At 47.1% G+C, this 22,816-nt stretch carries 20 protein-coding genes; 7 read left to right on the plus strand and 13 right to left on the minus strand.

Features of this window, described 5'->3' with window-relative positions:
* Window positions 1–87: 87 nt before the first annotated feature.
* The 9 genes from C170_RS14535 to C170_RS14575 form a co-directional block, all read right to left on the minus strand.
* A complete protein-coding gene (locus C170_RS14535; protein WP_036610681.1) occupies window positions 88–1,956 on the minus strand; it encodes a transglycosylase domain-containing protein in 1,869 nt (622 codons plus the stop codon).
* Window positions 1,950–2,690, minus strand: coding sequence for a hypothetical protein (locus tag C170_RS14540; RefSeq protein ID WP_036610683.1), 741 nt, complete (start codon window positions 2,688–2,690; stop codon window positions 1,950–1,952). Before C170_RS14540 ends, C170_RS14535 begins: the two co-directional genes overlap by 7 nt.
* Before the next feature lie 99 nt (window positions 2,691–2,789).
* Window positions 2,790–3,923, minus strand: a complete 1,134-nt coding sequence (locus C170_RS14545) for a sensor histidine kinase (RefSeq protein ID WP_036610685.1) — start codon at window positions 3,921–3,923, stop codon at window positions 2,790–2,792.
* 55 nt (window positions 3,924–3,978) lie between these two features.
* Window positions 3,979–4,683 (minus strand): response regulator transcription factor, encoded by a 705-nt coding sequence (locus C170_RS14550; protein ID WP_026081203.1) that lies wholly within the window; start codon window positions 4,681–4,683, stop codon window positions 3,979–3,981.
* A 29-nt stretch (window positions 4,684–4,712) separates the two neighbouring features.
* Window positions 4,713–5,666 carry an aminoglycoside phosphotransferase family protein gene (locus tag C170_RS14555; protein WP_081745937.1) on the minus strand — a complete coding sequence of 318 codons (954 nt, stop codon included), beginning with the start codon at window positions 5,664–5,666 and terminating at the stop codon, window positions 4,713–4,715.
* Window positions 5,667–5,773: 107 nt separating this feature from the next.
* Entirely contained in the window at window positions 5,774–6,232 is a 459-nt protein-coding gene (locus C170_RS14560) for a DinB family protein (protein ID WP_051447174.1), read from the minus strand.
* A 277-nt stretch (window positions 6,233–6,509) separates the two neighbouring features.
* A complete protein-coding gene (locus C170_RS14565; protein WP_036610690.1) occupies window positions 6,510–7,451 on the minus strand; it encodes a YwqG family protein in 942 nt (313 codons plus the stop codon).
* Window positions 7,452–7,600: 149 nt separating this feature from the next.
* Window positions 7,601–8,890: an ammonium transporter gene (locus C170_RS14570; RefSeq protein ID WP_036610695.1), complete on the minus strand. Its 1,290-nt coding sequence runs from the start codon at window positions 8,888–8,890 to the stop codon at window positions 7,601–7,603.
* On the minus strand, window positions 8,887–9,306 hold the full coding sequence (locus tag C170_RS14575) for a hypothetical protein (protein ID WP_036610699.1): 420 nt from the start codon (window positions 9,304–9,306) through the stop codon (window positions 8,887–8,889). The genes C170_RS14570 and C170_RS14575 overlap by 4 nt, the downstream gene beginning before the upstream one ends.
* Window positions 9,307–9,592: 286 nt before the next feature.
* On the opposite strand from C170_RS14575, the gene C170_RS14580 reads away from it, so the two are divergent.
* Window positions 9,593–10,084 carry a DinB family protein gene (locus tag C170_RS14580; RefSeq protein ID WP_036610702.1) on the plus strand — a complete coding sequence of 164 codons (492 nt, stop codon included), beginning with the start codon at window positions 9,593–9,595 and terminating at the stop codon, window positions 10,082–10,084.
* 116 nt (window positions 10,085–10,200) lie between these two features.
* Here C170_RS14580 and C170_RS14585 read toward each other — a convergent pair whose 3' ends face one another.
* The gene (locus C170_RS14585) at window positions 10,201–10,704 is read right to left on the minus strand and encodes a GNAT family N-acetyltransferase (protein WP_036610704.1); all 504 of its coding nucleotides are present in this window, start codon (window positions 10,702–10,704) and stop codon (window positions 10,201–10,203) included.
* A gap of 337 nt (window positions 10,705–11,041) precedes the next feature.
* Entirely contained in the window at window positions 11,042–12,142 is a 1,101-nt protein-coding gene (locus C170_RS14590; RefSeq protein ID WP_051447175.1) for a peptidoglycan DD-metalloendopeptidase family protein, read from the minus strand.
* Window positions 12,143–12,362: 220 nt separating this feature from the next.
* Here C170_RS14590 and C170_RS14595 point away from each other — a divergent pair, with 220 nt between their 5' ends.
* The 3 genes from C170_RS14595 (at window position 12,363) to thrS (ending at window position 17,354) form a co-directional block, all read left to right on the plus strand.
* Window positions 12,363–13,124, plus strand: a complete 762-nt coding sequence (locus tag C170_RS14595) for a response regulator transcription factor (protein ID WP_036610705.1) — start codon at window positions 12,363–12,365, stop codon at window positions 13,122–13,124.
* On the plus strand, window positions 13,121–14,881 hold the full coding sequence (locus tag C170_RS14600) for a sensor histidine kinase (protein ID WP_036610706.1): 1,761 nt from the start codon (window positions 13,121–13,123) through the stop codon (window positions 14,879–14,881). The genes C170_RS14595 and C170_RS14600 overlap by 4 nt, the downstream gene beginning before the upstream one ends.
* Before the next feature lie 472 nt (window positions 14,882–15,353).
* A complete protein-coding gene (thrS, locus tag C170_RS14605; protein WP_235200766.1) occupies window positions 15,354–17,354 on the plus strand; it encodes a threonine--tRNA ligase in 2,001 nt (666 codons plus the stop codon).
* Between the two features lie 12 nt (window positions 17,355–17,366).
* Here the strand turns inward: thrS and C170_RS14610 are convergent, their stop codons facing one another.
* Complete coding sequence (locus C170_RS14610) at window positions 17,367–18,230, minus strand: SDR family oxidoreductase (RefSeq protein WP_036610707.1); 864 nt, start codon at window positions 18,228–18,230, stop codon at window positions 17,367–17,369.
* A gap of 104 nt (window positions 18,231–18,334) precedes the next feature.
* Here C170_RS14610 and C170_RS14615 point away from each other — a divergent pair, with 104 nt between their 5' ends.
* Together C170_RS14615 and C170_RS14620 are read left to right on the plus strand one after the other, a co-directional pair.
* Window positions 18,335–18,877, plus strand: a complete 543-nt coding sequence (locus C170_RS14615) for a hypothetical protein (protein ID WP_036610708.1) — start codon at window positions 18,335–18,337, stop codon at window positions 18,875–18,877.
* 56 nt (window positions 18,878–18,933) lie between these two features.
* On the plus strand, window positions 18,934–19,665 hold the full coding sequence (locus tag C170_RS14620; protein WP_051447176.1) for an MBL fold metallo-hydrolase: 732 nt from the start codon (window positions 18,934–18,936) through the stop codon (window positions 19,663–19,665).
* 577 nt (window positions 19,666–20,242) lie between these two features.
* Here the strand turns inward: C170_RS14620 and C170_RS14625 are convergent.
* Window positions 20,243–21,454: a PQQ-dependent sugar dehydrogenase gene (locus C170_RS14625; RefSeq protein ID WP_036610713.1), complete on the minus strand. Its 1,212-nt coding sequence runs from the start codon at window positions 21,452–21,454 to the stop codon at window positions 20,243–20,245.
* Window positions 21,455–21,715: 261 nt separating this feature from the next.
* Here C170_RS14625 and C170_RS14630 point away from each other — a divergent pair, with 261 nt between their 5' ends.
* Complete coding sequence (locus tag C170_RS14630; protein WP_036610714.1) at window positions 21,716–22,804, plus strand: M24 family metallopeptidase; 1,089 nt, start codon at window positions 21,716–21,718, stop codon at window positions 22,802–22,804.
* Window positions 22,805–22,816: the final 12 nt, after the last annotated feature.

Raw genomic sequence — 22,816 nt, forward strand, 5'->3', positions numbered from 1 at the left:
GACACATATTATACATTAGAAGCTATTTTCTGTGTTATCCAAGAGAAGGAAAGAACCGTATGAACTATGGTCTCTCTCTCTTGCATTCTATTGGGTAGCACGTCTCATCACTGTTGCGAACAACTCCGCTGCAACACCACTTCCTGACCTCATATAATGATCTTCATCCGTATGATCAAATCCCATCCAGACCGCCGCAGTCCAGTTACTCGTATAGCCCACAAACCACAGATCCCGATTAGCCTCTCTTCCCGCACCAGGTAATGCAGCCTGTGTTGTTCCCGTTTTCCCTGCTACCTTGTGCTGACCTAACTGTGCACGGCTTCCTGTTCCCTGACTGACTACATTTTGCAGCATTCTGGTCATGGCATTCGCCGTACTCGAGGAGATTACCTGCTTATTTTCCGACTTATGAGCAAATATTGTCCGTCCACGGGAATCTGTAATCTCGCGTATCAGATGGGCTGTATTCAACTTGCCATTATTCGCAAACACCGTATAGGCCTGCGCCATCTTCATTGGCGACACCCCCTGATGCACACCGCCCAGAGCAATCGAGAGATTCCTATCCTCTTTCCCCAGTTCAATACCGAGTCTTGCCGCAAATTGATGTGCATCGTTCAGTCCTGTCTCATGAAGCAGCCATACGGCTGGGGCATTGATGGACTTTTGCAGGGCTTGGGACATCGGTATTGAACCGCTGTAACGCCCACCCAGATTGGAAGGTTGATAGTTGCCATATTGCATGCGTTTATCCGGTAGTATACTCTCTGGCTTGAACTTCCCCGACTCCAACGCAGGGCCATATGCAATAATCGGTTTAAAAGATGAACCTGGCTGCCTTGCATCCATAATCGCCCAGTTGATGCCCCCTTTTAAAGGATTACGTCCACCCATCATCGCTTTCACTTCACCGTTGTGCTGGTCGATAATAACCATACTTGCCTGGACCTGCTCGTCTTGGCAATCATCGGGGAATCGGGTAGCGTCTGCAAATGTTTCTTCCATCGCCAGTTGTGCCTGTTCGTCTAGCCCAGTTTGAATAACCCAACCTGCCGATTGAATCTCTGCTTCACTTTTACCTGTGAGCCGAGAAGCCTCCTGAATCACAGCATCCACGGCAGACACATATGCGGGCTCGCTCAAGCCCGGTGAAGTTGTTGCATTCAATACGGTTTCAGGCGGCGTGAAATCGACGTCACGGGCTTGGAGCATCTGCTTTCGTGTAATTAGTCCCTGTTCATGCATTAGTCCAAGGATAACGGCACGTCTTTGTTTGGAAAGTTCAGGATGATCTACTGGATTGTATATGGATGGACCTTTGGGCATTCCAGCTAATGTAGCAATCTGCCATAGTTTCAATTGGTGCATATCCTTAATTCCGAAATACCGCCAGGCTGCCGCTTTTACACCATACTGCTGGCTTCCCATGTAGATCTGATTCAGATACATTTCCAGAATTTCATCCTTGCTATACTTCTTCTCCAGGGCCATCGCAATCGATATCTCATTCACCTTTCGACTCAACGTTTTATCCCCATTCAAATACAGATTTCTTGCCAGTTGTTGCGTAATGGAGCTTCCTCCCTGACTCAGATTCATATGTAAGATGTCTTGCATAATGGCTCTGCCAAGTCCGATGAAATCTAGTCCATCATGGTTGTAGAAACGTCGATCTTCTGTAGCCAAAAAAGCCATCTTTAATAAATCTGGCATAGCGTTCAGTTCAGCATATTCGGAATACCCTTTGGTCTGCGTATGCAACCTCGAAATTTCGGTCCCCTCTGCATTCGTAATAATGGTTGAAGAGGCCACCTGCATGGCCTCTGGACGATTGCGAAGCATTCCTTCGCCATAAGTAATCAGATAGAGATAGAAAAGGGTCAATATCAAAACTACAACCACTGCGGCATCAAAAACGTAATACATCCATCGCTTGCTCACGTGTTTCAACATTCAGGCTCCTTGTGTACCCGTTCAATTGAAACTTCGTGTTCCTGTCTATCTCGTTGTGTAATCTCCAGAGCATGATGAAGCAGCAATGTCTGTTCATACGCCAACTTGACCCAATGCTGAACTTCCATCTCGTCCTGACACCGCCCTTGGATAATCTCATCCAGAGAAGATTGAATACCGTAGAGAGTAAGTTTTATCGGTAGGTCAACCTGTGTAGAAATAGTTTGAGTGTTCTCCTTGTCTTCTTCATTATGTTGCTGAAGGCCGGGTTGCTCATGCTGAATAAACGCTCCCTCTACCTCTCTTCTCTCATGTTTCGGTTCTGATCTGCTCAGCCCTTCCTCATGCAGGAGAAACGTAATTACATTCAGATTGGCAGCAATTTGTCGTAGTTCACCACCACTTAGAACATCAATTCTTCCAGGATTGTGGCCCAATGCAAGTTCGGCTGTTCCGCGTGCAAGTTGACTGAGATCTTCCGCAATCTTCTGGGATCGAATCCAGAAAAAGATCGCAAACATGGCTCCTCCAATGAAGATAAAGAGCGGCTTTGTTCCGATATGATTGATTCCCCAGTTCATCATACGCGTTATCCATGCTGCATCTGGAAGGATGTGATTGTGGGCAAACCGTAGCACGTGATAAACGACAAAAAGGAGCGCTGCGCTCAGTAACGCGCTTGCTCCTCCAATGTATATGTATCTTAGTCTTACTGTACTAAATTGAGACTTCATATTCGGTATCCTCCTCTATACAATAATATGGTAATAGAGGTAGAATACCGAATATTTCTTAATGAGATAGTGGCTAACTTCTTACCAAATTCTTAATTTTTATTCCTCTGAGTAATTACTTGGTGAAGCAGCGGTTACAGGGAAACGGGTAACAAAATCCGTTCTGCCATTTTCACTGTAAGCAACGATACTTCCTCGATGTAATTCAATCATCGATTTGGCAATCGCCAGGCCGAGACCGGTACCTCCCGTATCGCGGGAACGGGATTTATCTACCCGATAGAATCGATCAAATAGATGTGGCAGATCTTGTGCCGGAATCGGATCACCATAATTACTGATGCGGACTACAGCCTCTTTACCTTCAAGGGCCAGCCCAATCTCCATTCGTTTACCTTGCGAACCATACCGAATGGCATTGCTGAACAGATTCTCATATGCTCTTACAAGCTCCCCCGGAGCAGCTTGTATCCATAGTGGGTCTTGCCCGCCGATGATCTTGTAGGTCATGCCAGCATCCTCCAGCATGGGAGCAAACTCTTCAGCCAGCTGCATCAGAAACGAATTCAGGTTCAACGCTTGCAGAGATAACGGAAGGCTCCCGCCACTCACGCGCGTATATTCGAACAAGTCATCAATTAACTTGCGAAGGGTCAAGGATTTCTCATAGGCAATGCTAACGTAATAGCGCATCTCAATCTCATCTTGGTAGCGATCCTTCTCGATGTACTCCAGAAATCCCAGAATAGAAGTGAGTGGTGTTCTCAGATCATGTGATATCCCCGTAATCAGATCGTTTTTGGCAGCAACTGCATTACGCTCTTCCTGAAGCGATAACTGCAATTGTTCAGCCATCTGATTAATGCTTGCAGCGACCACTCCGAATTCATCAGAGGTCTTCACTTCGATGCGATGGGATAACTCTCCTTTGGCAACCTCCTGAATCCCCGCCGTAATTTCATCCAGGACCCGCATCACCTTGCGTGAGAGCAGGAAAAAAAACAGCACAAAACCAAGCACGCCTACCACAATCATCAAAGGCACCGAACCGATATTATTCACCAACCACCTGATCCCTTGGGCTGGAATGGAATAATCCGGATACGTCTGAGCTTCCAGGATGGTCTGCCCCACCTTACTACCCCCGTACAAAATAACTGCAGTTAATATACCGCTCAGCAGAAATGCATAGATAAATTTCCATCGGACTGTATTAATCAACTTTGAATTCATAGTAGGAACTCCCTGAATGTGTTCATGTTACACGACATCCTGTGAATGTACATGTTTATTGCGGTTTGATCATCTTATAACCAACACCCCATACGGTCTGAATAAACTTGGGGTGTTTGCTGTCGAGTTCAATCTTCTCACGAATCTTGCGAATATGTACCATGACTGTATTATTCGACTCCATGAATTCTTCTTTCCAGACTTGACGATAGATCTGTTCCATACTAAGTACTGAACCTTGGTGACGAGCCAGTAATTCAAGAACAGCAAATTCACGCGGAGTCAGACGAACCGGCTGCTCATCCACCCAAACTTCATGTGTATCGGTATTTATGACCAGATCATCAATAACCCACTCGTGCTCTTTGTTCTCCCGACCTTCATTGAAGGTATGATACCTGCGCAGCTGGGATTTCGCCCGTGCGACAAGTTCAAGCGGGTTAAACGGCTTGGTCACATAATCATCGGCACCGATGCTTAGCCCTGTGATTTTATCCATATCCATACTTTTGGCGGACAGCATAATAATCGGCATTTTCTGCTCTTCCCGAATTTTCATACAAGCTTCGATTCCGTCCATATTTGGCATCATGACATCCAGAATAATGAGATCGATCGACTCTTTTTTCAATTGTTCCAGTGCTTCAAGCCCATCATTCGCGGTGAGAATCCGATAACCCTCGTTGCCAAAATAAATTTCCATCAGTTTAATAATCTCCTGCTCATCATCCACAAGCAGAATGGTTGCTGGCTGTGCCACGGCATTATTCCTTTCCCTTCCATAATTCCTTACCTGTTCAAAGTATACCACCGAGGGATGAAACTGCGAAAATCATCGTGATCTTCACGGACACGCTCGATCTTGGCCATCATCTCAAGCGTCTCTTCAGGCTTCACCTGCTGAATCCACACTACAGAAGACACCAGCGCCATAGCCGTATACAGTGAATACAATCTCCAGAATAACTCATCCGGTTCATTGCCATCGAAATAGCCCTGAATTTGACCTATGGAATATGGAATACTGATCTCCGAAGCAAACAAACCCAGCTTCAAAAATTCATGAATGGGATCACCTTGATCATAACGATTAAAATCAATCACTCCTACGAGTTTATCCTGCTTAACGACAAGATTGCTCGGGTGAAAGTCATCATGCTGAAATCCATCTGGACGATTTTTCATCCAACCGAGATGGTCTGCAATAAACGTTAGAATAACATGATCCTCTTTCATCACGATAGGGCACTGTTTATAGCGCTCCACGTAACGTTGATGCTTGGTGCTCTTGCGTATGTACCATGATTCGATCTGTCCCTCCATCGGCAACTGGTGAATCAGCTGTAGCTGCGCTCCTGCTTCCAAACCAACCGCCCACTGCTGCTGTTCATTCAGCTGAGGCAGTCTCTCGGAAGCATCTTCGCCTTCAATGTAGCTAAGAATCATATATCCGTTCTTCTCATCCAATCTACCTGTGCCCAACGTTGCTGGACACAGTACACCTAATTGTTGCATGCTCTGCAAATATTGATATTCCCTTTGCTTCATCCATTCCTCAGCAATATCATACACCCTCACCAGCACATGGCCTTGACCAGGGATAAACATTTTGAATTTAGTATCTGCTGAATAACCCTTCATAACAGGTTCAATCCGCGTGGCCTGACCAAGTTCAGGAATCTGTTTTAACCTGTCAATCAACGTATTGTCCATCGATGCATTCCATGTATCGTGTTGTTCCACGTCCCGAATCCTCCGTTATTTCACGTATGGCGTGTAGTATCGTCGGTCTATTCCCACTTTAACCCATGATATTTCCTATAACATGCTTATATGTATTCTATCCGTTTCTATTTAAAAAGTACTGATTCGGGTTCTTTGCCCGTCAGGGTCAGCATCGTATACAATTGTCCCCTGTGATGATACACATGTCCCATAATCTCAAGCAGCCACTCCAGCCGACTATAGGAAGCTCCCCAGTACGAATCCGTCACATGTAATAACTCTTCCGTGTTAAACTGCCTGTACCGTTGGTATAGATACATCTGGTTATCAATCAGAGCCTGCTTGATCTCACCGAGCGAAAGCACCTGATTCTCTGCATAGAATTGAGCCATCTCTTCCTCCGATGCACCTTCGGAAATATAAACATCCGCTCGGCAGATCACAGACAGATGGGCTAGTAATTCTCCAACAGGTCGTTTACCTTCAATTGGAGTCAAAGCCAAGTCTTCTTCCGACAGCTGATCACATATATCGATTAAAGATGTTACAGCCACGTCAATATGTTTAAACGCAGATTGAATCAACAGTTACACTTCCTTTTTATCCCATTATACAGAACATATGATCGGTTTTCAACCAAGATACCCCTCCTTAATATATACCCCAAATCTATATAAATTGAACAAAACATTTACACAAAACGGAGAAGACAGAAAGGACCTGAAGAAGCGGAGCTAAAAGCTTTCTGCAAGAAAGCTTTAGTTCAATTTATATAACAATCTACGAACAAAAAAAGTCCTTCCTCCTTCATATAGACGGGATTCAGGACATTTTGTTGCCTATTTGTTTTCAAATCTTTGCTCAACTTGAGTATAACGAACAATACGTTTGCTCGAATCGTCCAGCCTCCAAGTCAGACTTGCGAATGAAAAATTGCAGCTCCCCGCAATCCCACCATTGGAAACCAATAGCATCATGCGTATCTATCTTCAACAGTAGCAGCGTATCGGATAGTTCCTGCCGTGTCCGATCCTCATCACCGCCGTAATGTTTGGTCAGCTTCTTCTCACACTCCTGCTCATTATAATCGTACTTTTCTCCCAGTGCGATCTGTAACAAGGCACGATGCTCGGCATCCGGATGCTGCCCGTCAGGGTATCCAAACATCCCACCCCAATTCAGCGTACTTGGATGATTCCAGCTCGACTCGAATTCAAGGTAGCGGTCATACAGACTTACTTCCGATTCGGTCTCATCGGTCTCAAGCCGAAGCGGCGAGAGCTCATTCAGCGCATTGGCGTCAATGTATGCATATGTAGGAAACTCAAGATTAGGCAGCACGGTCACCGAATGTGCAACAAACGGGGCTCCATCCAGCGCGGTATCACCTTCAGGCTCTCGCCTTATCAGGTTATGAGAACTCGGCTCAAAAATCACACGATGTTCAATGGGACAAGCAGATTCATCCGTGCCAATGAAAAAGTATAACATTCCACGTTCAGGCAAAGTCCCGCGCCCATCATTCGGCGTATACGGCGACAAATCCACCAGGTTCAGTTGGGCCAGGAAAGTCATTGGAACTCCTTCTTGTGTTACGGGCCATTCCATGCGACTTGGCAAATCCGGATGTCCACCCACACGTGAGTTTCCTGTTCTGCGATATTCGTCCAGTGTGGATACATCGAGGCGAATTCCCCAGCGGCTTGAGGACAACAGCAGATCGGCAGCAACTCCCAAACCATATTCCTCAAGTGTTTTACGGGCTTTTCTGGTCAGACGTTCACATTGTTCTGGCTTAATCATATAGATCCTCCCCTTTTGACAATACACCTATGCTGAGACATATTCAGGTTCACACCTGTATATTCTTCCGCCCGGACGTCTTTCCCTGCTTCTAGCAAAAAAAGAGACTGACATCCCCTGTCAGTCTACTTCTTTATCCTATATTCCATTTAACGATTTGGATCAGAAGACTTTTCTTGGTAAGCACGCATATGCTCCTCACCGTCCAGGAATTCATGGGCCTGATGGGCTGCCATCACACCATGATAGCTGATATCGAGACCGAGATCTTCCTCTTCTTCTGTCGAACGTACAGGCACAATTTTGCCAATCAACTTTAACCCGATCCAGGTCATGGCGAATCCCCAGATGACCAAGGCTGTAAGGCCAAGTGCCTGAACACCCAGCAACCTCCAGCCGCCGCCCATAAATAATCCACCATCCGTGGCAAACAGACCTACAGCAATCGTGCCCCACATTCCTGATGCGGCATGCACCGGGAAAGCACCAACCGGATCATCAATCTGCCGACGGTCCAGCCAGTTAGTGGCAGCCATCATCAACAAGCCAGATACTGCCCCAATGAATATCGCTGCTACATCACCAACAAAAGCACAGCCTGCCGTAATACCGACCAGTCCCGCAAGCGAACCGTTAATGACCGAGGGTGCATCTGAACGATTGAAGCGGAATAACGTATACAGCAACGTAACCGCACCACCCGAAGCCGCAGATAACATCGTGACAATCGCAATGTGACCAATTCTTACATCCGTCGCGCTGAGTGTACTACCAGCATTAAAGCCAAACCAACCGAACCATAACAGAAATGCACCTACAGATGCCAGTGGCAGATTGCTTGGGAGTGCAATGGCACTTACGCCAAGTGGCGTGTACTTCCCTTTACGTGGGCCAATGATAATCGCAGCAGCCAGTGCTGAGAATCCGCCGAGCGCATGGATGACAGCCGAACCGGCAAAGTCCTGCATCCCCAGCTGACTAAGCCAGCCGCCGCCCCATGCCCAGTGTCCACCAATCGGATAAATGATCGCCGTCATCAATATGATATACAACAGGTAGGCACGGAAGTTGATGCGCTCGGCTACCGCTCCTGAAACGATGGAAATAACGGCAATGGTAAAGGCCGCCTGGAACAACCAGAATGTCTCCAGAGATACCGGTACGTCCAGGTGAGACAAATCCCCATTCAGGAAAAATCCCGTTACTCCCGCAAAACCACCAACGTCCGAACCATACATCAGTCCAAAACCGATCGCATAGAACAGTAACGTCCCAATCGTAATGTCAGCAAATACCTTCATAATAATGTTCACACTATTTTTATAACGCACAAAGCCAGCCTCGAGCAGGGCGAATCCACCCTCCATCAATAAAATCATCGCTGCACTCAGTACGACCCAGACCGTATCAATCCCGGTGCTTAACGTTTCCAAAGTCATGCTTGTACATCCTCCGTTTCACTAAGCTGTCTGAGCTCACGGATTGTATCGGGCGCAAGCTCAATCTCGTCCCGCTCAATGCTGTCCGGATGCTTAATTCGTTCTGCGATCTGATCTAATTCACGTATGCGTCTGCGAATCTGTTCCATCTTGCGAAAACGTTCCTTCACCTGCACCATATACTCCACCGCCTGATGATGGGATGCGGGGCGGCCCGCGAACCATTTGCGTACGGGCGACAACGATTGATAAGCAACCTCTTCCGCTCGACGCTTTTGTTCGAACTGTTCGATCTTCTGCTTGAGCGTTTGGATCTCATTTTCTTTTTTGACCTTCAGCCGTTCGATAAGGTACAATAAATCGGACGATGATATTTGCAATGCTGTATGGTGATACACCTCGTCGATCACTAACATATCATGTCAGGACTCCTTACATATCAAGTTACTTGTACCGATTATAGTTTGCCGGGGTCTGCCCGTCAATCTTTTTTTGGACTTGGAATGGATTTAAATGAACCGTTCATGGAGAACGGCTTTTTTTATTTGGCACAAATTACATCTAACAAAGGATAATGTTGCCTAGGTTCGCATTCACTCTTTCCAATCTCAATGCTTATAGAATAAGCATCCACATTTGGGGTAATGAACATACACAGACTACCCGCATCATAGAACCTATATATAAGGAGAGGATTGTACGATGTTTACTCGTAATGACGATATACGCAACCAAATCTGGGAAGCAGTCTCTGGACTCGAAGAAGAACAATTGAACCGAAAACCTTCACCCCAACAATGGAGTATTATGCAAGTACTACGACATCTGAATCTGATGGAAAATGTAATTGGAAAACAAGCCCGCCTGGCCCTCGAGAAGGAACAGACGGTGTCTGTGGACAAAAAACCATATGAACTATCATTGGACCGCAGCCGCTCCGTCGAGGCACCACCCCATCTTCAGCCTCCAGCAGCGCCTGAAGCACTCGCAGACGTACGCAGTGATCTGGACGAATCTCACCAAGCGTTAAACAACTTTGCATTGGATCATGATCCTGACCTGCTGCGCAGCAAGTCCTTTCCTCATCCCGTATTTGGTGAGATGGATCTTACCCAATGGATTGACTTTACAAGTTATCATGAGGAACGTCATCTGGAACAGATCCAAGAGATTAAACAGCAGCTTGGCGTGTAAGCCCAACCTATACTTTCACATAGCAAAGAATATACATGTACGACAAAAAAACCTCCAATCCTATTAATTTAGGTTGGAGGTTTTCAGTGTTCTTATGTTACGAATAAGAACGACACTTATATTTTTTTGCCCAAAATCGCCAGATCTCTATTCACACCATCCAACACGGCCACTTCGGGATAATAACCCCATTGTTCAAAACCATGCTTGCGCAATAACCCCAGACTCGGTTCGTTATGCCCGAAGACAAATCCAAGAATGGTCTTAATTCCAAGTGCAGGACATGCTGCAAATACCGTTTCGAGCAAACGTCCACCAGCCCCAATTCCGCGGCATTGCTGATCCACGTATACACTGACTTCCACCGTTCCATTATACGCAGGGCGTCCATAGAACGAGCTGAGACTTGCCCAAGCTACCACCTGTCCTGCCTGCTTCATCACCCAAAGTGGACGATGTTCCGGTGTATGTTCTTCGAACCAAGGCAACCGTTGCTCCACCGTCACTGGCTCCAAATCCGCTGTTGCCATACGGCCCTCAATAGTAGAATTATAAATCTCCACAATCCTCGGCAAGTCCTCCAGGCGCGCATATTCAATCTGCACATCTTCCAGTTTCATCGCTATTCCTCCATCATTCCAGATCAAACCTCTAATTATAGAAGATATTATAACGGAGAAGAGAAGTCTTCGTCATCCCTAACATTCTGACAGAGAAATCTGTAAATGTTTAAGTAAACATTTACACGACAACGGAGAGGACAGAACCAATCAGAAGAAGCGAAGCTAAAAGCTTTCTGCAAGAAAGCTACTTCGGAAGCATACACTGCGCCTTTATCCCCGGATTTGCCCCTTTATATAAGGGAATCAATAAAATCTGGGGATAACAGCGATCGGAAGATGGTTCTGACCGCGTAGTAGTCCAGTGTAAATTCAATGCTTTAACTTATATATAGCATTACTCTGGCATTCCCTGTATTGTGTTACCACGAGTGAACTGCTGACTCTGGTCTGCCCAACGAATGTTAATTGAGCGAGATGTGAACAGATCCGGGCCATCCGATACCTGGAAATGCAGATGAGCTTCACTGGAATTTCCCGAATTACCAAGCTCACCGATAGGGTCCCCCTGCTTGAGCTTATCTCCTTTTTTGACCGAAACACTGCCTTTCTTGATGTGCCCGGTGATGCTGTATTCACTGTTGCCATGGTCGATTACCACATAGTTACCAGCCGGTTCTTCCGGATTCATGACACCCGGCACATTGTCCGGTATATCGTTCTTGATCTCGACGACAATACCATCGGCAGCTGCATAAAGTGGTTCACCAAAAGCATAGTAGTTTTCGTTTGCCGTTGCATCACCTTGATAACTGGATTGTTCTTTGGTCCGAACGATATCCAGCGCATACCGCTGGGTTTCATGCTCATAATGATAGTTCGACAAGGCATCATTGCCTCCCCAGAATACGTACCATTCCCCCTTCATCGGCAATTGAAATTCCGTTTTGGTGAATTTGGCATCCGTGTCCTCATGAGCTTGCAGCGGTTGGATCGAGAGACCTTCAATTTGATTTTCTTCGGAAAAATAGGCTCGAATTCCTTTCGTCCCAGTCTGATCCTTCCAGGCCACCTCAGATATTTGATTCATTTTGGCGTCTACCACTTGCTCCCATGATTCAACACCCACCAAAAAAGGATCGGCCGTCGTTTTGAACTGTTCAAGCGTTAACGTCCCCTTCAATTCGGGAGAGAATTGATTATAGATTGCATCCTTTGAACCGTTCATCAGCGTATCTATGAAATTGTCCGGTGTAACCACCGCGCTCACCTCTGAACTTGAGTTCTGCTCCTGATTGGAGTTCTCGCTCGCTTCATTATTGGACGCCTGTTCGGCTGACTGCTGCTCCGCCTGGTCGGAAGTAATGGAGTTACTGTTGCCGCAAGCAGACAATATCACGCAAGCTCCAAGGGTAATCGCAAGCACCTTCCAGCCCTTTTTATTCTGTAATTTTGAATGTGTATTTTGTTCTGATTTCAGATGACCTTCTCTGTTCATTCTCAACATCCCTTCTGTTAATCGTTATACTTTCCAGTTAAGTGTACAGAATGAGTCTTATCCTTCGTCTAACCCCATCTTACATGTAGTTAAACTTGCAACGCCTTTTGAGGTTGTATAATTAAGATTCCGTTAAGATAGCTCGTACGCTATACAGCCTTCTTGGATGGTATGATTAGCAATACACACAACGGAAGGATCAGGAGGTCATTTTTAAACTATGGATAACGTCTCATTACTGCTTGTGGATGATGAACAGGCTATTCTGCATATGCTCAAAACCGTTCTGCTCAAAGAGCAGTTTCTCGATATTGATACCGTTACAACAGGCGAAGCTGCCATCGAGGCATGTAACAACAAGACGTATCATTGCATCGTGCTCGACATCATGCTTCCTGGCAAAAGTGGACTGGAAATCTGTCCTTTTCTACGGCAGGTCACCGATGCGCCCATCCTGTTTCTAACGGCCAAAACAACCGATTATGACAAATTAACCGGATTCGCCGTTGGTGGTGACGATTATGTCGCCAAACCCTTTAATCCGCTGGAAGTCGTTGCTCGAATTAAATCATTACTGAAGCGTTATTTACCATCTAAAAGCGCAGCGATCTCGGATCATGTCCCATCTAACGTAAATACGTCATCTCCCAGCACATCGGAAGGCGTGTACGACTTTGGACGGTTTCAAGTGCTGGAGTGGGCTGGTGAACTTCGTATTGAAGGTGAGTCCGTATCTTGTCCGGCACTTGTGTTCCAACTGTTACTCTTTTTCTGCAAACATCCCAATCGAATTTTCACCAAATCAGATCTATATGAGCGGGTCTGGGGCTCGGAAGCCATTAGTGATGACAATACCGTGATGGTTCATATTCACCGCATTCGGGAGCGCATTGAAGCCGATCCTTCCAATCCGGTGTTTCTTGTTAACGTCCGGGGTCTGGGGTACAAACTGATTCAGCCGGAACATGTGTCACGCCCATGAGTATTCGTCGCAGGTTAATGACCCGGTTTATCGGGATGCTTGCCGGTGCAGTCGTTCTTATCATCCTGCTTGGTTCTGTAGCCACTTACTGGGTCGTGCAAAAGGTAAATGAAGTGAATCTGATCGATGATTTTGCTCTTAACGGTCTGGACCAATTGATTAGTACAGCAGAGATCATGCCGGATGACACCATCCGATATGACCCCGAATTGCTGAAGCAAGTGGACAAAAATCAAGGCTGGCTCCAGGTTCTGGATGAACAAGGTTACGCCATTGATGAATATCACACACCTGCCGATGTTCCTACTCACTATAAACCGGGGGAATTGATTGCATACTGGGAAAGCCAGAAGCCGTTCCCTTATCAGATCGCCATGCTGATCCGGGAGAAGAACGGAAAGGATTTTACCTTGTTATATGGTGAGCGTAACCCGGCCAAGTCCTTAATGAATAACATTCGTTCAAATCTTGCTTTTACCAACGGGAAGCTTAATCTTCAGCCCAACCAACAGGAAGCCCTTCGTACTGCCAATGCTTATCTTCAAATATTGGACCCGTCAGGACGTGAAATTTCTTCCTTCAACAAACCAGCCATGGGCGTACCGACCGAATACACCATTCAGGAACTCGTTCTGCAAGTTCGCTATCCGAGTCGATCCGGCCTGTCTGTTGCAACGTGGTACGACGAACAGAGTGAAACCACTTGGCTGATTAGCATCCCTGTTGATCCGGCGGTGAACAGTGATCAGAACCCCTACAATTTTATTCTGGAACCGGCATTGGTCGTATTGATTGTATCCATCATCATTCTGCTCATTTTGCTTGCCTTCTGGTATGCCAACCGATTCGGTTCACCCATGCTGCATATGCTCCAATGGTTACAGCGTCTGGAACGAGGACATTACGAGGAACCTACCGGAGCCTTTGGAGTGCCTCGCAGTCAGCGTCGTAACGGAAAGTGGAAGCGAAAATACAACGTGTATGCTGAAGTGCTTCGCTCCATGCAGGCCCTGTCTCACACTTTGAAGCAAGATGAAGAACTTCGGAAACAGACCGATTCTCTGCGGGAGGAGTGGATTGCTGGCATAACACATGACCTGAAGACACCCCTCTCCTCCATTCAGGGATATGCTCATATGCTTGAGGCGGATAAGTATAGCTGGACCGCGGAGGAAGTCAGGGAATTCGCAGGCATAATGCTCGATAAGTCCATGTATATGGACAGGCTTGTCAACGACCTTGCCATGACCTATCGATTACGCAGTGGTGGATATCAACCTGTAGTGGAAGAGACTGACGTAAATACATTACTCCGTGATCTGATCCAGCGCGCAGAACGGAATCCGGCATATGGGGAAGGTCGCATCCAATTTCAACCTTCCGAAGTGCCTGTGTATGGACTTGTCCATATTCCGTCGTTTGAACGAATTGTGGATAATCTGACCGCCAATGCCCTTCTTCATAATCCGCCCGAGTCCATCCTGGTTGTCAGTGTGCATTCTGGTAAGCAATCAGATGAATTCAGCATTCAGTTTGCCGATAACGGAAGAGGCATGGACTCCGAGATGGTATGGAAGTTATTTGAACGATACTATCGCGGTACAGATACAGGTACATCTGACGTTGGATCAGGGCTGGGCATGGCGGTAACCAAAGGTTTGATCGAAGCCATGAATGGTCGTATTGAGGTACAGTCCACCCCTGGTGAAGGAACGATCATTCGCTTAATATGGGATGGGCCGTCCGAAACCAATTAAAATGTTCCGCTTGACCTTTCCATTTTCAGTCTATATAATCGACACTCAATAACACCTGTTCCAATATATTAATATTGAATGCAACACATTTCAGAATAATTTGAATGAGTTGATCTAACATATTTGGCGATGACCAGAGACATGATTTCGTTTGCGTGCTGCCCAGAGAGAGAGGGGATTGGTGAAACCTTCTTCAGCGAACGGACCGGAATTACCCCTCTGCAGCCGTGACCTCGAACCTCAGCATTTCGAACTCCCCTCGGATGTTTGGCATGCTGCCAGTAGAGTTCACCGCCTGATCCCCGATAACGGATTCCAATGAGGGTTATGATGTTTTCTGTTCCGGCGGCTGGCCGAGAGCAGGGTGCACCATAACCAAAATTAGGGTGGAACCACGAGCCAAGCGCACTCGTCCCTTTTCCGGGACGGGTGTTTTTTGCGCTTTCATTTTAAGAAATGGAGAGTGGTTCACATGAGCAAACAAGAAAACAGTAACTCAGCAAGCAACAAATCAGGTAACGAATTAAACAGCCAAGCCAATGATCTGCAACAATTAAGTCATTCCATTGAGGTCCGTCTGCAAGGTGGTGCGGTACGTTCTTACGAAGCAGGCATCACTGTAGGTGCGGTTGCCTCATCCATCAGCACAAGTCTTGGAAAACAAGCCATTGGCGGTATTGTAGATGGTCAAAATGTCGATCTCGACTGGGTGCTCAAGCAAGATTGCGAACTTGTTATCGTTACTTTAGAAAGTGCGGAAGGTCTGTATCGTTATCGTCACAGCGCAGCACATGTGCTCGCACAGGCACTCAAACGCATCTACGGTGCAGAACAAGTGAAACTGGGTATCGGCCCAGTCATTGAAGATGGATTCTATTACGATGTTGATCTGGAGCATGCCTTGTCCATCAGTGATCTGGCTGCCATCGAGCGGGAAATGAACAAAATCATTCAGGAAAATCATAAGATTAGTCGCCGGGTCGTTAACCGGGAGGAAGCCCTCCGTATCTTCGGAGAGATCCAGGACCCCTACAAGCTTGAACTCATTCAGGATTTGCCAGAGGATGCCGAACTTTCAATCTATGATCAAGGAGAGTTCTTCGATCTGTGTCGCGGTCCCCATCTTCCATCCACTGGTCGGATCAAAGCGTTCAAGCTGTTGAATGTGGCTGGTGCGTACTGGCGGGGTAACTCGGATAATAAGATGCTGCAACGCATCTACGGCACTGCTTTCCCGAACAAAGCCCAACTGGATGAACACCTGCACATGCTCGAAGAAGCGAAGAAACGGGATCACCGTAAACTTGGCAAAGAGCTTGAACTGTTCATGTTCTCCGAAGAAGCGCCCGGCATGCCCTTTTATCTGCCTAAAGGCATGACTGTTCGCACTGAACTGGAGCAGTTCTCCCGTGAGTTGCAATTACAGGAAGGGTATCAGGAAGTTCGGACTCCTCTCATGATGAACAATCGGCTGTGGGAGCAATCCGGTCACTGGGAGCATTACAAGGACAACATGTATTTCTCGGAAGTGGACGATGCCACTTTTGCACTGAAACCGATGAACTGTCCTGGACACATGCTGATCTTCAAAAATACACTTCATTCCTATCGCGAATTACCGATTCGCATGATGGAATTTGGTCAGGTTCACCGTCATGAATTCTCAGGTGCCCTGAACGGCATGATGCGTGTGCGGACATTCTGCCAGGATGATGCCCATCTCTACGTCATGCCAGAGCAGATCGAGGACGAGATCAATCAGGCAATCTCACTGATCGGGCGTATGTACGATATCTTTGGATTCGAATATAAGATTGAATTGTCCACTCGTCCAGAAGACTCCATGGGATCGGAAGAACTGTGGGATCAGGCGGAACGTGCATTGCAAAATGTACTAGATCGCCGGGGCGTGGAGTATCGCATTAACGAAGGAGACGGTGCCTTTTATGGACCGAAAATTGACTTTCATATCCTCGATGCGTTGAAGCGCAGCTGGCAGTGCGGAACAATCCAGCTTGATTTTCAAATGCCGGAGAAGTTCGACCTCACTTACATTGGCGAGGATAGCCTGAAACACCGTCCGGTCGTGATCCACCGTGCCATCTACGGCTCCATTGATCGTTTCATCGGCATCCTGACTGAACACTATGCAGGAGCGTTCCCACTCTGGCTCGCCCCCGTGCAAGTGAAGCTGCTACCTGTGTCAGATCATTACGCAGACTATGCGCTCCAAGTACAGAGCCAACTCCGGGCTGCGGGCATTCGGGTAGAAACAGATCTGCGTAGCGAGAAGCTCGGGTACAAAATCCGTGAAGCCCAGATGGAAAAAGTGCCTTATTCGCTCGTACTTGGTGAGAATGAGAAAAATGCCTCATCCGCCTCTGTCCGTGCATACGGTCAGGGAGATCAAGGCATCCAACGTATTGAAGCTGTTATTGAAATGATCCAACAAGCTGTGAAGGCAAAAGTCTGAATCACATCCGCATCACAACTTCTCGTCAGGCTTTAGCCCCACCTGTTCTTCGCTCCATGTCCAGAAACGCTCAGCTGAAGCATCATCAACGGCATGTTTCTTCAGCTGCTGCTCTTTCTGTTGATAGAAGTAACGCCCGGTGATGCCGACAACTTCAGGGCTTGTGGCCAGATAAACAGCCGTTCGCGCCCCTTCTTCAGGGGACAGAAAGAATGGAAGTTTACCTGCAAACGCCATAATGCGTGTGCCAAATCCGGTATTGCGATCTACGCCAATACTCGTTCCCACCGCACCAGGGTGTAGACAGTTCACTGTGACAGACGTACCTGACAGTTTGCGAGCCAGTGCACGAGTGAACAGCACGTTAGCCAATTTGGATTGAGCATAACTTTTGATCGGATTATAACCTTTGTGCAGATGTGGATCTTCGAAGTGGATTTTGCCGGCCTTATAAGCACCTGACGAAACGTTCACAACCCGTCCCTGCTTCGCAGCTTTCAGAGGTTCTATCAAAAGTAAGGTCAGCAGGAAATGCCCCAGATGGTTAATACCGATACTTTGTTCGAACCCGTCTGAGGTTTCCTTCCGCTTAACCATCACTACCCCCGCATTATTAACTAGAACGTCAAGGTGATCATGACGCTCGCGGAATGTGCCGGCAAACTGGCGTATACTTTCGAGTGAACCCAGGTCACACAGCATCAATTCAATCGCAGAAGAACCGGACTGACGCACAGCTTCCTGAAGAGCCTCCTGTCCGCGCTTCTCACTGCGGCATGCCATAATTACGCGATATCCTTGCCTTGCAAGTTCAATGGTGGTTGCCAACCCCATACCTGAGTTAGCTCCTGTTACAATTGCTGTCTGATTGGACATGAGGTACTTCCCTTCTGAACCTGAGGTTCCGAAATTAGAGGCGCGACGACGGACAATATGAGATAATGATAGGATCACATCTCGGTTTCCATGGGAGGACAAGTATGCTGACCAAAGAGGATTTTAAAAAAGTTAAAAAACAAGCCAAACTTGAAATCGCACTACTCGAACAGGAATATCAGGAAATCTTGCAGAACGTTGATTCTACGCTGTATGAAAAATACGGTATTTTGGACAAAGAAGAAACACGTGAGCTCACCCGAAAACGCAAAAACCGAAGATATGCTTCACTGGTCATCGAACTATGCGCCATTATTGAACAAATGTTACATCAACTGTACAGAGACGTATATCAGAAAAAGTTTAATTCGACTCAGCTGATGAAAACTCCTGCCTACCGTGCACGCTCCAACATGGAGATTATTCAGGCCGAACTGAGTAAAGAGTTCATTGCTCTGGAACCCGAAAAAGAAAACTTCGCTGAAGCCCTTAGTCTGGTGTTTCAGACGAGGAACAAACTTGTTCATGATAATTTCTCATTTGTCACCATCGTTAAGGACGGCAGTAATGAAGAAGAAACGTTCGAAGCACTACTCCATACGGTAAAAAAATATAGAAAACACTTGAAATATAATCGCCCTGAATAACAACAATCATCGCTAAAAAATATAAGGAGGTGTACCGGACTACGGTCCGGATAACCATGAGCCATCCAACAACTTCGATTACTGTGCTAAATCTTCAGATTCCTACACCTTCCGGGAACAGCCCCATATTCCCCGTCATGCTTCGTGATGTAGATGGCGTTACCCTGGTGGATACAGGCATGATTGGACAATTCGCTGAACTTCAATCCGCATTGGAACAAGAGGGCGTACAGCTCTCGGACGTCAAACGTGTGATTATTACTCATCAGGACATCGATCATATCGGTAACTTGGGTGCTCTGCTGGATGCCATCCCTGATCTGGAAATCTGGGCACATGCCGATGAGATTCCATATCTAACCGGTGAGAAGCCTTTGATCAAATTCACGCCTGAACGTCGTGCTCTGCTGCCCGCGCCCGTTTTGGCACTGGCAGACCAACTGCTCTTGCAGCTGCCTGAAGTGAACATTAGCAGAACTCTGGCGGACGGAGACTTGTTACCCCTTCAAGGTGGTACACAAGTCATTCATACACCGGGACATACACCAGGTCATATCTGCCTGTATTTCGGGGAGCAACAGTTCCTGCTCGCTGCCGATGAACTTCGTGTGGTCGATGATGAACTGGTTGGCCCTGCACCACAAGCGACACCGGACATGCCTGAAGCGCTGCGAAGCCTGAAGAAACTGACCGACCTTAAGCTCAATAAGGTTCTCTGTTATCACGGTGGAGAGTACATGAATGATCCGGCTCAGCGTATTGCCACACTTGCGGAGAGCGCAGAATAGTGAAGAACGCGGACTTGTGAGTATTTTTGGAATGACACAAGCATCCTGTTAACGTTGTTTCTCTTCGTGCGGCATTGTGCGTTGTAGCTCATTCAAGATTAGGATGACACATACATTACAATCAAGGAGCTGTCCCATAAGTCATGAATTTGACGGGGACAGCTCCTTTAATTAATTAACCACGCACTTCTACTACTCTACTGCACTGGTGTTGTTTCGTAACGACTCTCAGACACTCTATACGCAGTATATTGAGTATCAAGTTTTTCTAACGAACTCCAGACACCTTAGTTACTCATTTCATTGGTTTTTCCCCAGGTTTCTAGTGAATTTTGGCGATATAGTGCGGATGAGGTTCGTTACATTCTACGAACGCCACCAAACCTCTATTTAAGGTGCGTCAGGTTCATTAGAAAAATTTTATTTAGAGCGATTCAGATTCAGGGCACTTCAGGGCTTTAGCTCAAGATAAGCGGCAACCGTTCGTTTTAAACTCACTCCATTCGCACCCTTACGGCGAGACCAATCCGGTTCGACTCTGTCCTGCAACACTGATTTTATCTCCCTTGACCCCGACTCAGCTCTCCGGAGTTAGTACAATCAGCTTGTCATCTCCATCTCGTGACGATCCCCGTCCATCCCGATTGTTCGTAAGCACATACAACTTGCCGTCCTCGCCAGCACTCACATTGCGAATCCGGCCCCATTCATCTTCGAAGATGGGTTCCACCTTCTCCACCTGTGTGCCATCTTCCGAAAGAGTAACCCTCAGCAGCTGCTCTCCACGCAGATTTGCAGCAATCAGTGATCCAGCCCAAGGTCCTTCCTCTACAAAAGCTACACCAGACGGCGCCCATGTATCGTTCCCACTATGTGCAAGCGGAGCCTGATATGCGCCATTGTCATCGTCGTCTCCTTCTACCTCGGGCCAGCCATAATTCTCCCCGGCCACAATCCGGTTAATCTCATCATGATTACGCTGACCATGTTCGGTAGAATAGAGGTAACCGTTGTCCGGATTCCATGCCAGTCCCTGTGCGTTGCGGTGTCCCATACTGTATACAGGTGAATTCGGCCATGGGTTGTCTGCTGGGATCGATCCGTCGAGACCTATCCGCAATATTTTACCTCCAAGGCTATCTTCGTTCTGTGACAATTCCGGTTCATAGCGCTCACCTGTCGTGATATAGAGCAACTTGTCCGGGCCAATTTTGATCCGCCCACCGTTATGATTGGTTCCGCCTGGAATGTTACCAAGCAACTCTTGATCTATGACCGCTTTGCCATCATTCACCTTGAGGCGTAACACTCGATTGGCAATGTCGTCGCCTTCCAGATAGGAGTGATATGCATACAGATAACCGTTATCCTCGAAGTCCGGATCAGCCGCAAGACCCAACAGACCTCCTTCACCTTCTTCATTAAACGGGGCTGAGAATTCAATCAGTGGTTCAGGAGCTAGTTTTCCATCCTCAATGACCCGAATAGCACCAGGGCGTTCCGTTACAAACATCCGACCATCAGTCACACTCACAATCTCCCATGGTGCATTCAGCCCTTCAACCAGAACGGAAGCCTGATATGGAATAACCGTCTCTCCCTGCGCTCCACTCTCATTTCCACTTGCTCCGGTGTTACCTCCATTGGCTGTCTGTCCCTGACCTGTTCCTTGCCCCTGAGACGTCTGCTCTGTCCCTCCCGTAAAGGTTTCGCCTGAAGAACATGACGCGGTTAACAGTGCCACACTTAATAATGAAGCATACAGCGGAACGGTTACTCGATTATTCATGATTACATCTCCCTTCGTATATCGTTCTTTTGTATAAAATAAATAAGTCATGCTTTAACGTATTGTTAATGTTTTTTTCTCTATAGTTGAGGTGTTATTATTCATCTGTAAAGCGGTTTCGCCCTGTATTACCCTTCACATCAGCCGCTTAAACCGAGAATTCAAGGTATTCCGAGGCATGAAATCACCACAGTTTGGAATTCCATCATAATCTTTTATAATAGAAGGATAGTATGAATGGAAAGGTGGACAACTACACTTATGAATCAAAACCCTTTATCTCGTCTTGAAGCCGATCTGTCCGGGCAAGGATTGGACGCCATGCTGATCACAGATCCAAAACATATTTACTATTTAACTGGATTTGCGAGCAATCCGCATGAACGCTTCCTAGGTCTGGTTCTCGCACGTGGCGAAGAGCCCCTGTTGATTGTACCTGCGCTCGATGCTGAAGCTGCCGCAGCCGCTTCCTCGGTATCCAACATTGCCACGCACACGGATACGGATAATCCGTACGCTTTGTTTGATCGTTATCAGGGGCGCTTGGGCCGGGTTGGTCTCGAGAAAGAATACGTGACGGTCGCACGTTATGAACAACTGACCGCCGCGCTGGGTGCTGCCAGCTTTGAAGATGTTGGCCCCCTGCTTCGCACATTACGTGTGAAAAAAACACCGGATGAGGTAGCCCGCATTCGCCACGCTATTTATCTGATTGAAGAAACATTGCGTCAAGGACTCTCTCATGTTCGCACAGGCGTAACCGAGATCGAACTTGTCGCCGAGATGGAGTATCAGATGAAAAAGCTGGGTGCCGATGGTCCTTCCTTTGATACCATGGTGCTCACGGGACCCAAAACAGGTCTGCCACACGGTACACCCGGTGAACGGAAACTGCAACATGGTGACCTGTTGATGTTTGATATGGGTGTCTATGCTGGAGGATATGCCTCGGATATCACACGTACATTCGCCTTTGGTGACATCTCACCTGAACTCAAAACCATCTATAACACTGTACTCGCAGCGAACGAAGCTGCTATCCAAATCGTGAAACCAGGCATCACCTGCGCCGAAGTGGATCGTGCAGCACGCCAGGTCACGGAAGAAGCGGGATACGGCGAGCGCTTTATGCATAGAGTAGGCCATGGATTGGGTATCGACGTACATGAGTATCCTTCTCTCCATGGAGAGAATATGGACATCCTGAATGAAGGTACCGTATTCACGATTGAACCGGGCATCTATACCGCAGCAGGCGGCGTCCGTATCGAAGATGATGTAATTGTGACCGAGACGGGTATCGAAGTTCTGACGACATATCCAAAAGAACTGCAAATCCTTAGCGACTAATCCAATTGGATC

This window comes from Paenibacillus sp. FSL H7-689, assembly GCF_000517905.1.
GTDB lineage: Bacteria > Bacillota > Bacilli > Paenibacillales > Paenibacillaceae > Paenibacillus > Paenibacillus amylolyticus.

Excerpts from the sequence above, each read along its gene's own strand:
- C170_RS14625 (WP_036610713.1), bottom strand. The coding sequence starts at position 21,454 with ATGAATAATCGAGTAACCGTTCCGCTGTATGCTTCATTATTAAGTGTG.
- C170_RS14570 (WP_036610695.1), bottom strand. The coding sequence starts at position 8,890 with ATGACTTTGGAAACGTTAAGCACCGGGATTGATACGGTCTGGGTCGTA.
- C170_RS14580 (WP_036610702.1), top strand. The coding sequence starts at position 9,593 with ATGTTTACTCGTAATGACGATATACGCAACCAAATCTGGGAAGCAGTC.
- C170_RS14575 (WP_036610699.1), bottom strand. The coding sequence starts at position 9,306 with ATGTTAGTGATCGACGAGGTGTATCACCATACAGCATTGCAAATATCA.
- C170_RS14565 (WP_036610690.1), bottom strand. The coding sequence starts at position 7,451 with ATGATTAAGCCAGAACAATGTGAACGTCTGACCAGAAAAGCCCGTAAA.
- C170_RS14610 (WP_036610707.1), bottom strand. The coding sequence starts at position 18,230 with ATGTCCAATCAGACAGCAATTGTAACAGGAGCTAACTCAGGTATGGGG.
- thrS (WP_235200766.1), top strand. The coding sequence starts at position 15,354 with ATGAGCAAACAAGAAAACAGTAACTCAGCAAGCAACAAATCAGGTAAC.
- C170_RS14595 (WP_036610705.1), top strand. The coding sequence starts at position 12,363 with ATGGATAACGTCTCATTACTGCTTGTGGATGATGAACAGGCTATTCTG.
- C170_RS14545 (WP_036610685.1), bottom strand. The coding sequence starts at position 3,923 with ATGAATTCAAAGTTGATTAATACAGTCCGATGGAAATTTATCTATGCA.
- C170_RS14615 (WP_036610708.1), top strand. The coding sequence starts at position 18,335 with ATGCTGACCAAAGAGGATTTTAAAAAAGTTAAAAAACAAGCCAAACTT.
- C170_RS14630 (WP_036610714.1), top strand. The coding sequence starts at position 21,716 with ATGAATCAAAACCCTTTATCTCGTCTTGAAGCCGATCTGTCCGGGCAA.
- C170_RS14585 (WP_036610704.1), bottom strand. The coding sequence starts at position 10,704 with ATGAAACTGGAAGATGTGCAGATTGAATATGCGCGCCTGGAGGACTTG.
- C170_RS14535 (WP_036610681.1), bottom strand. The coding sequence starts at position 1,956 with ATGTTGAAACACGTGAGCAAGCGATGGATGTATTACGTTTTTGATGCC.
- C170_RS14600 (WP_036610706.1), top strand. The coding sequence starts at position 13,121 with ATGAGTATTCGTCGCAGGTTAATGACCCGGTTTATCGGGATGCTTGCC.
- C170_RS14620 (WP_051447176.1), top strand. The coding sequence starts at position 18,934 with ATGAGCCATCCAACAACTTCGATTACTGTGCTAAATCTTCAGATTCCT.
- C170_RS14540 (WP_036610683.1), bottom strand. The coding sequence starts at position 2,690 with ATGAAGTCTCAATTTAGTACAGTAAGACTAAGATACATATACATTGGA.
- C170_RS14590 (WP_051447175.1), bottom strand. The coding sequence starts at position 12,142 with ATGAACAGAGAAGGTCATCTGAAATCAGAACAAAATACACATTCAAAA.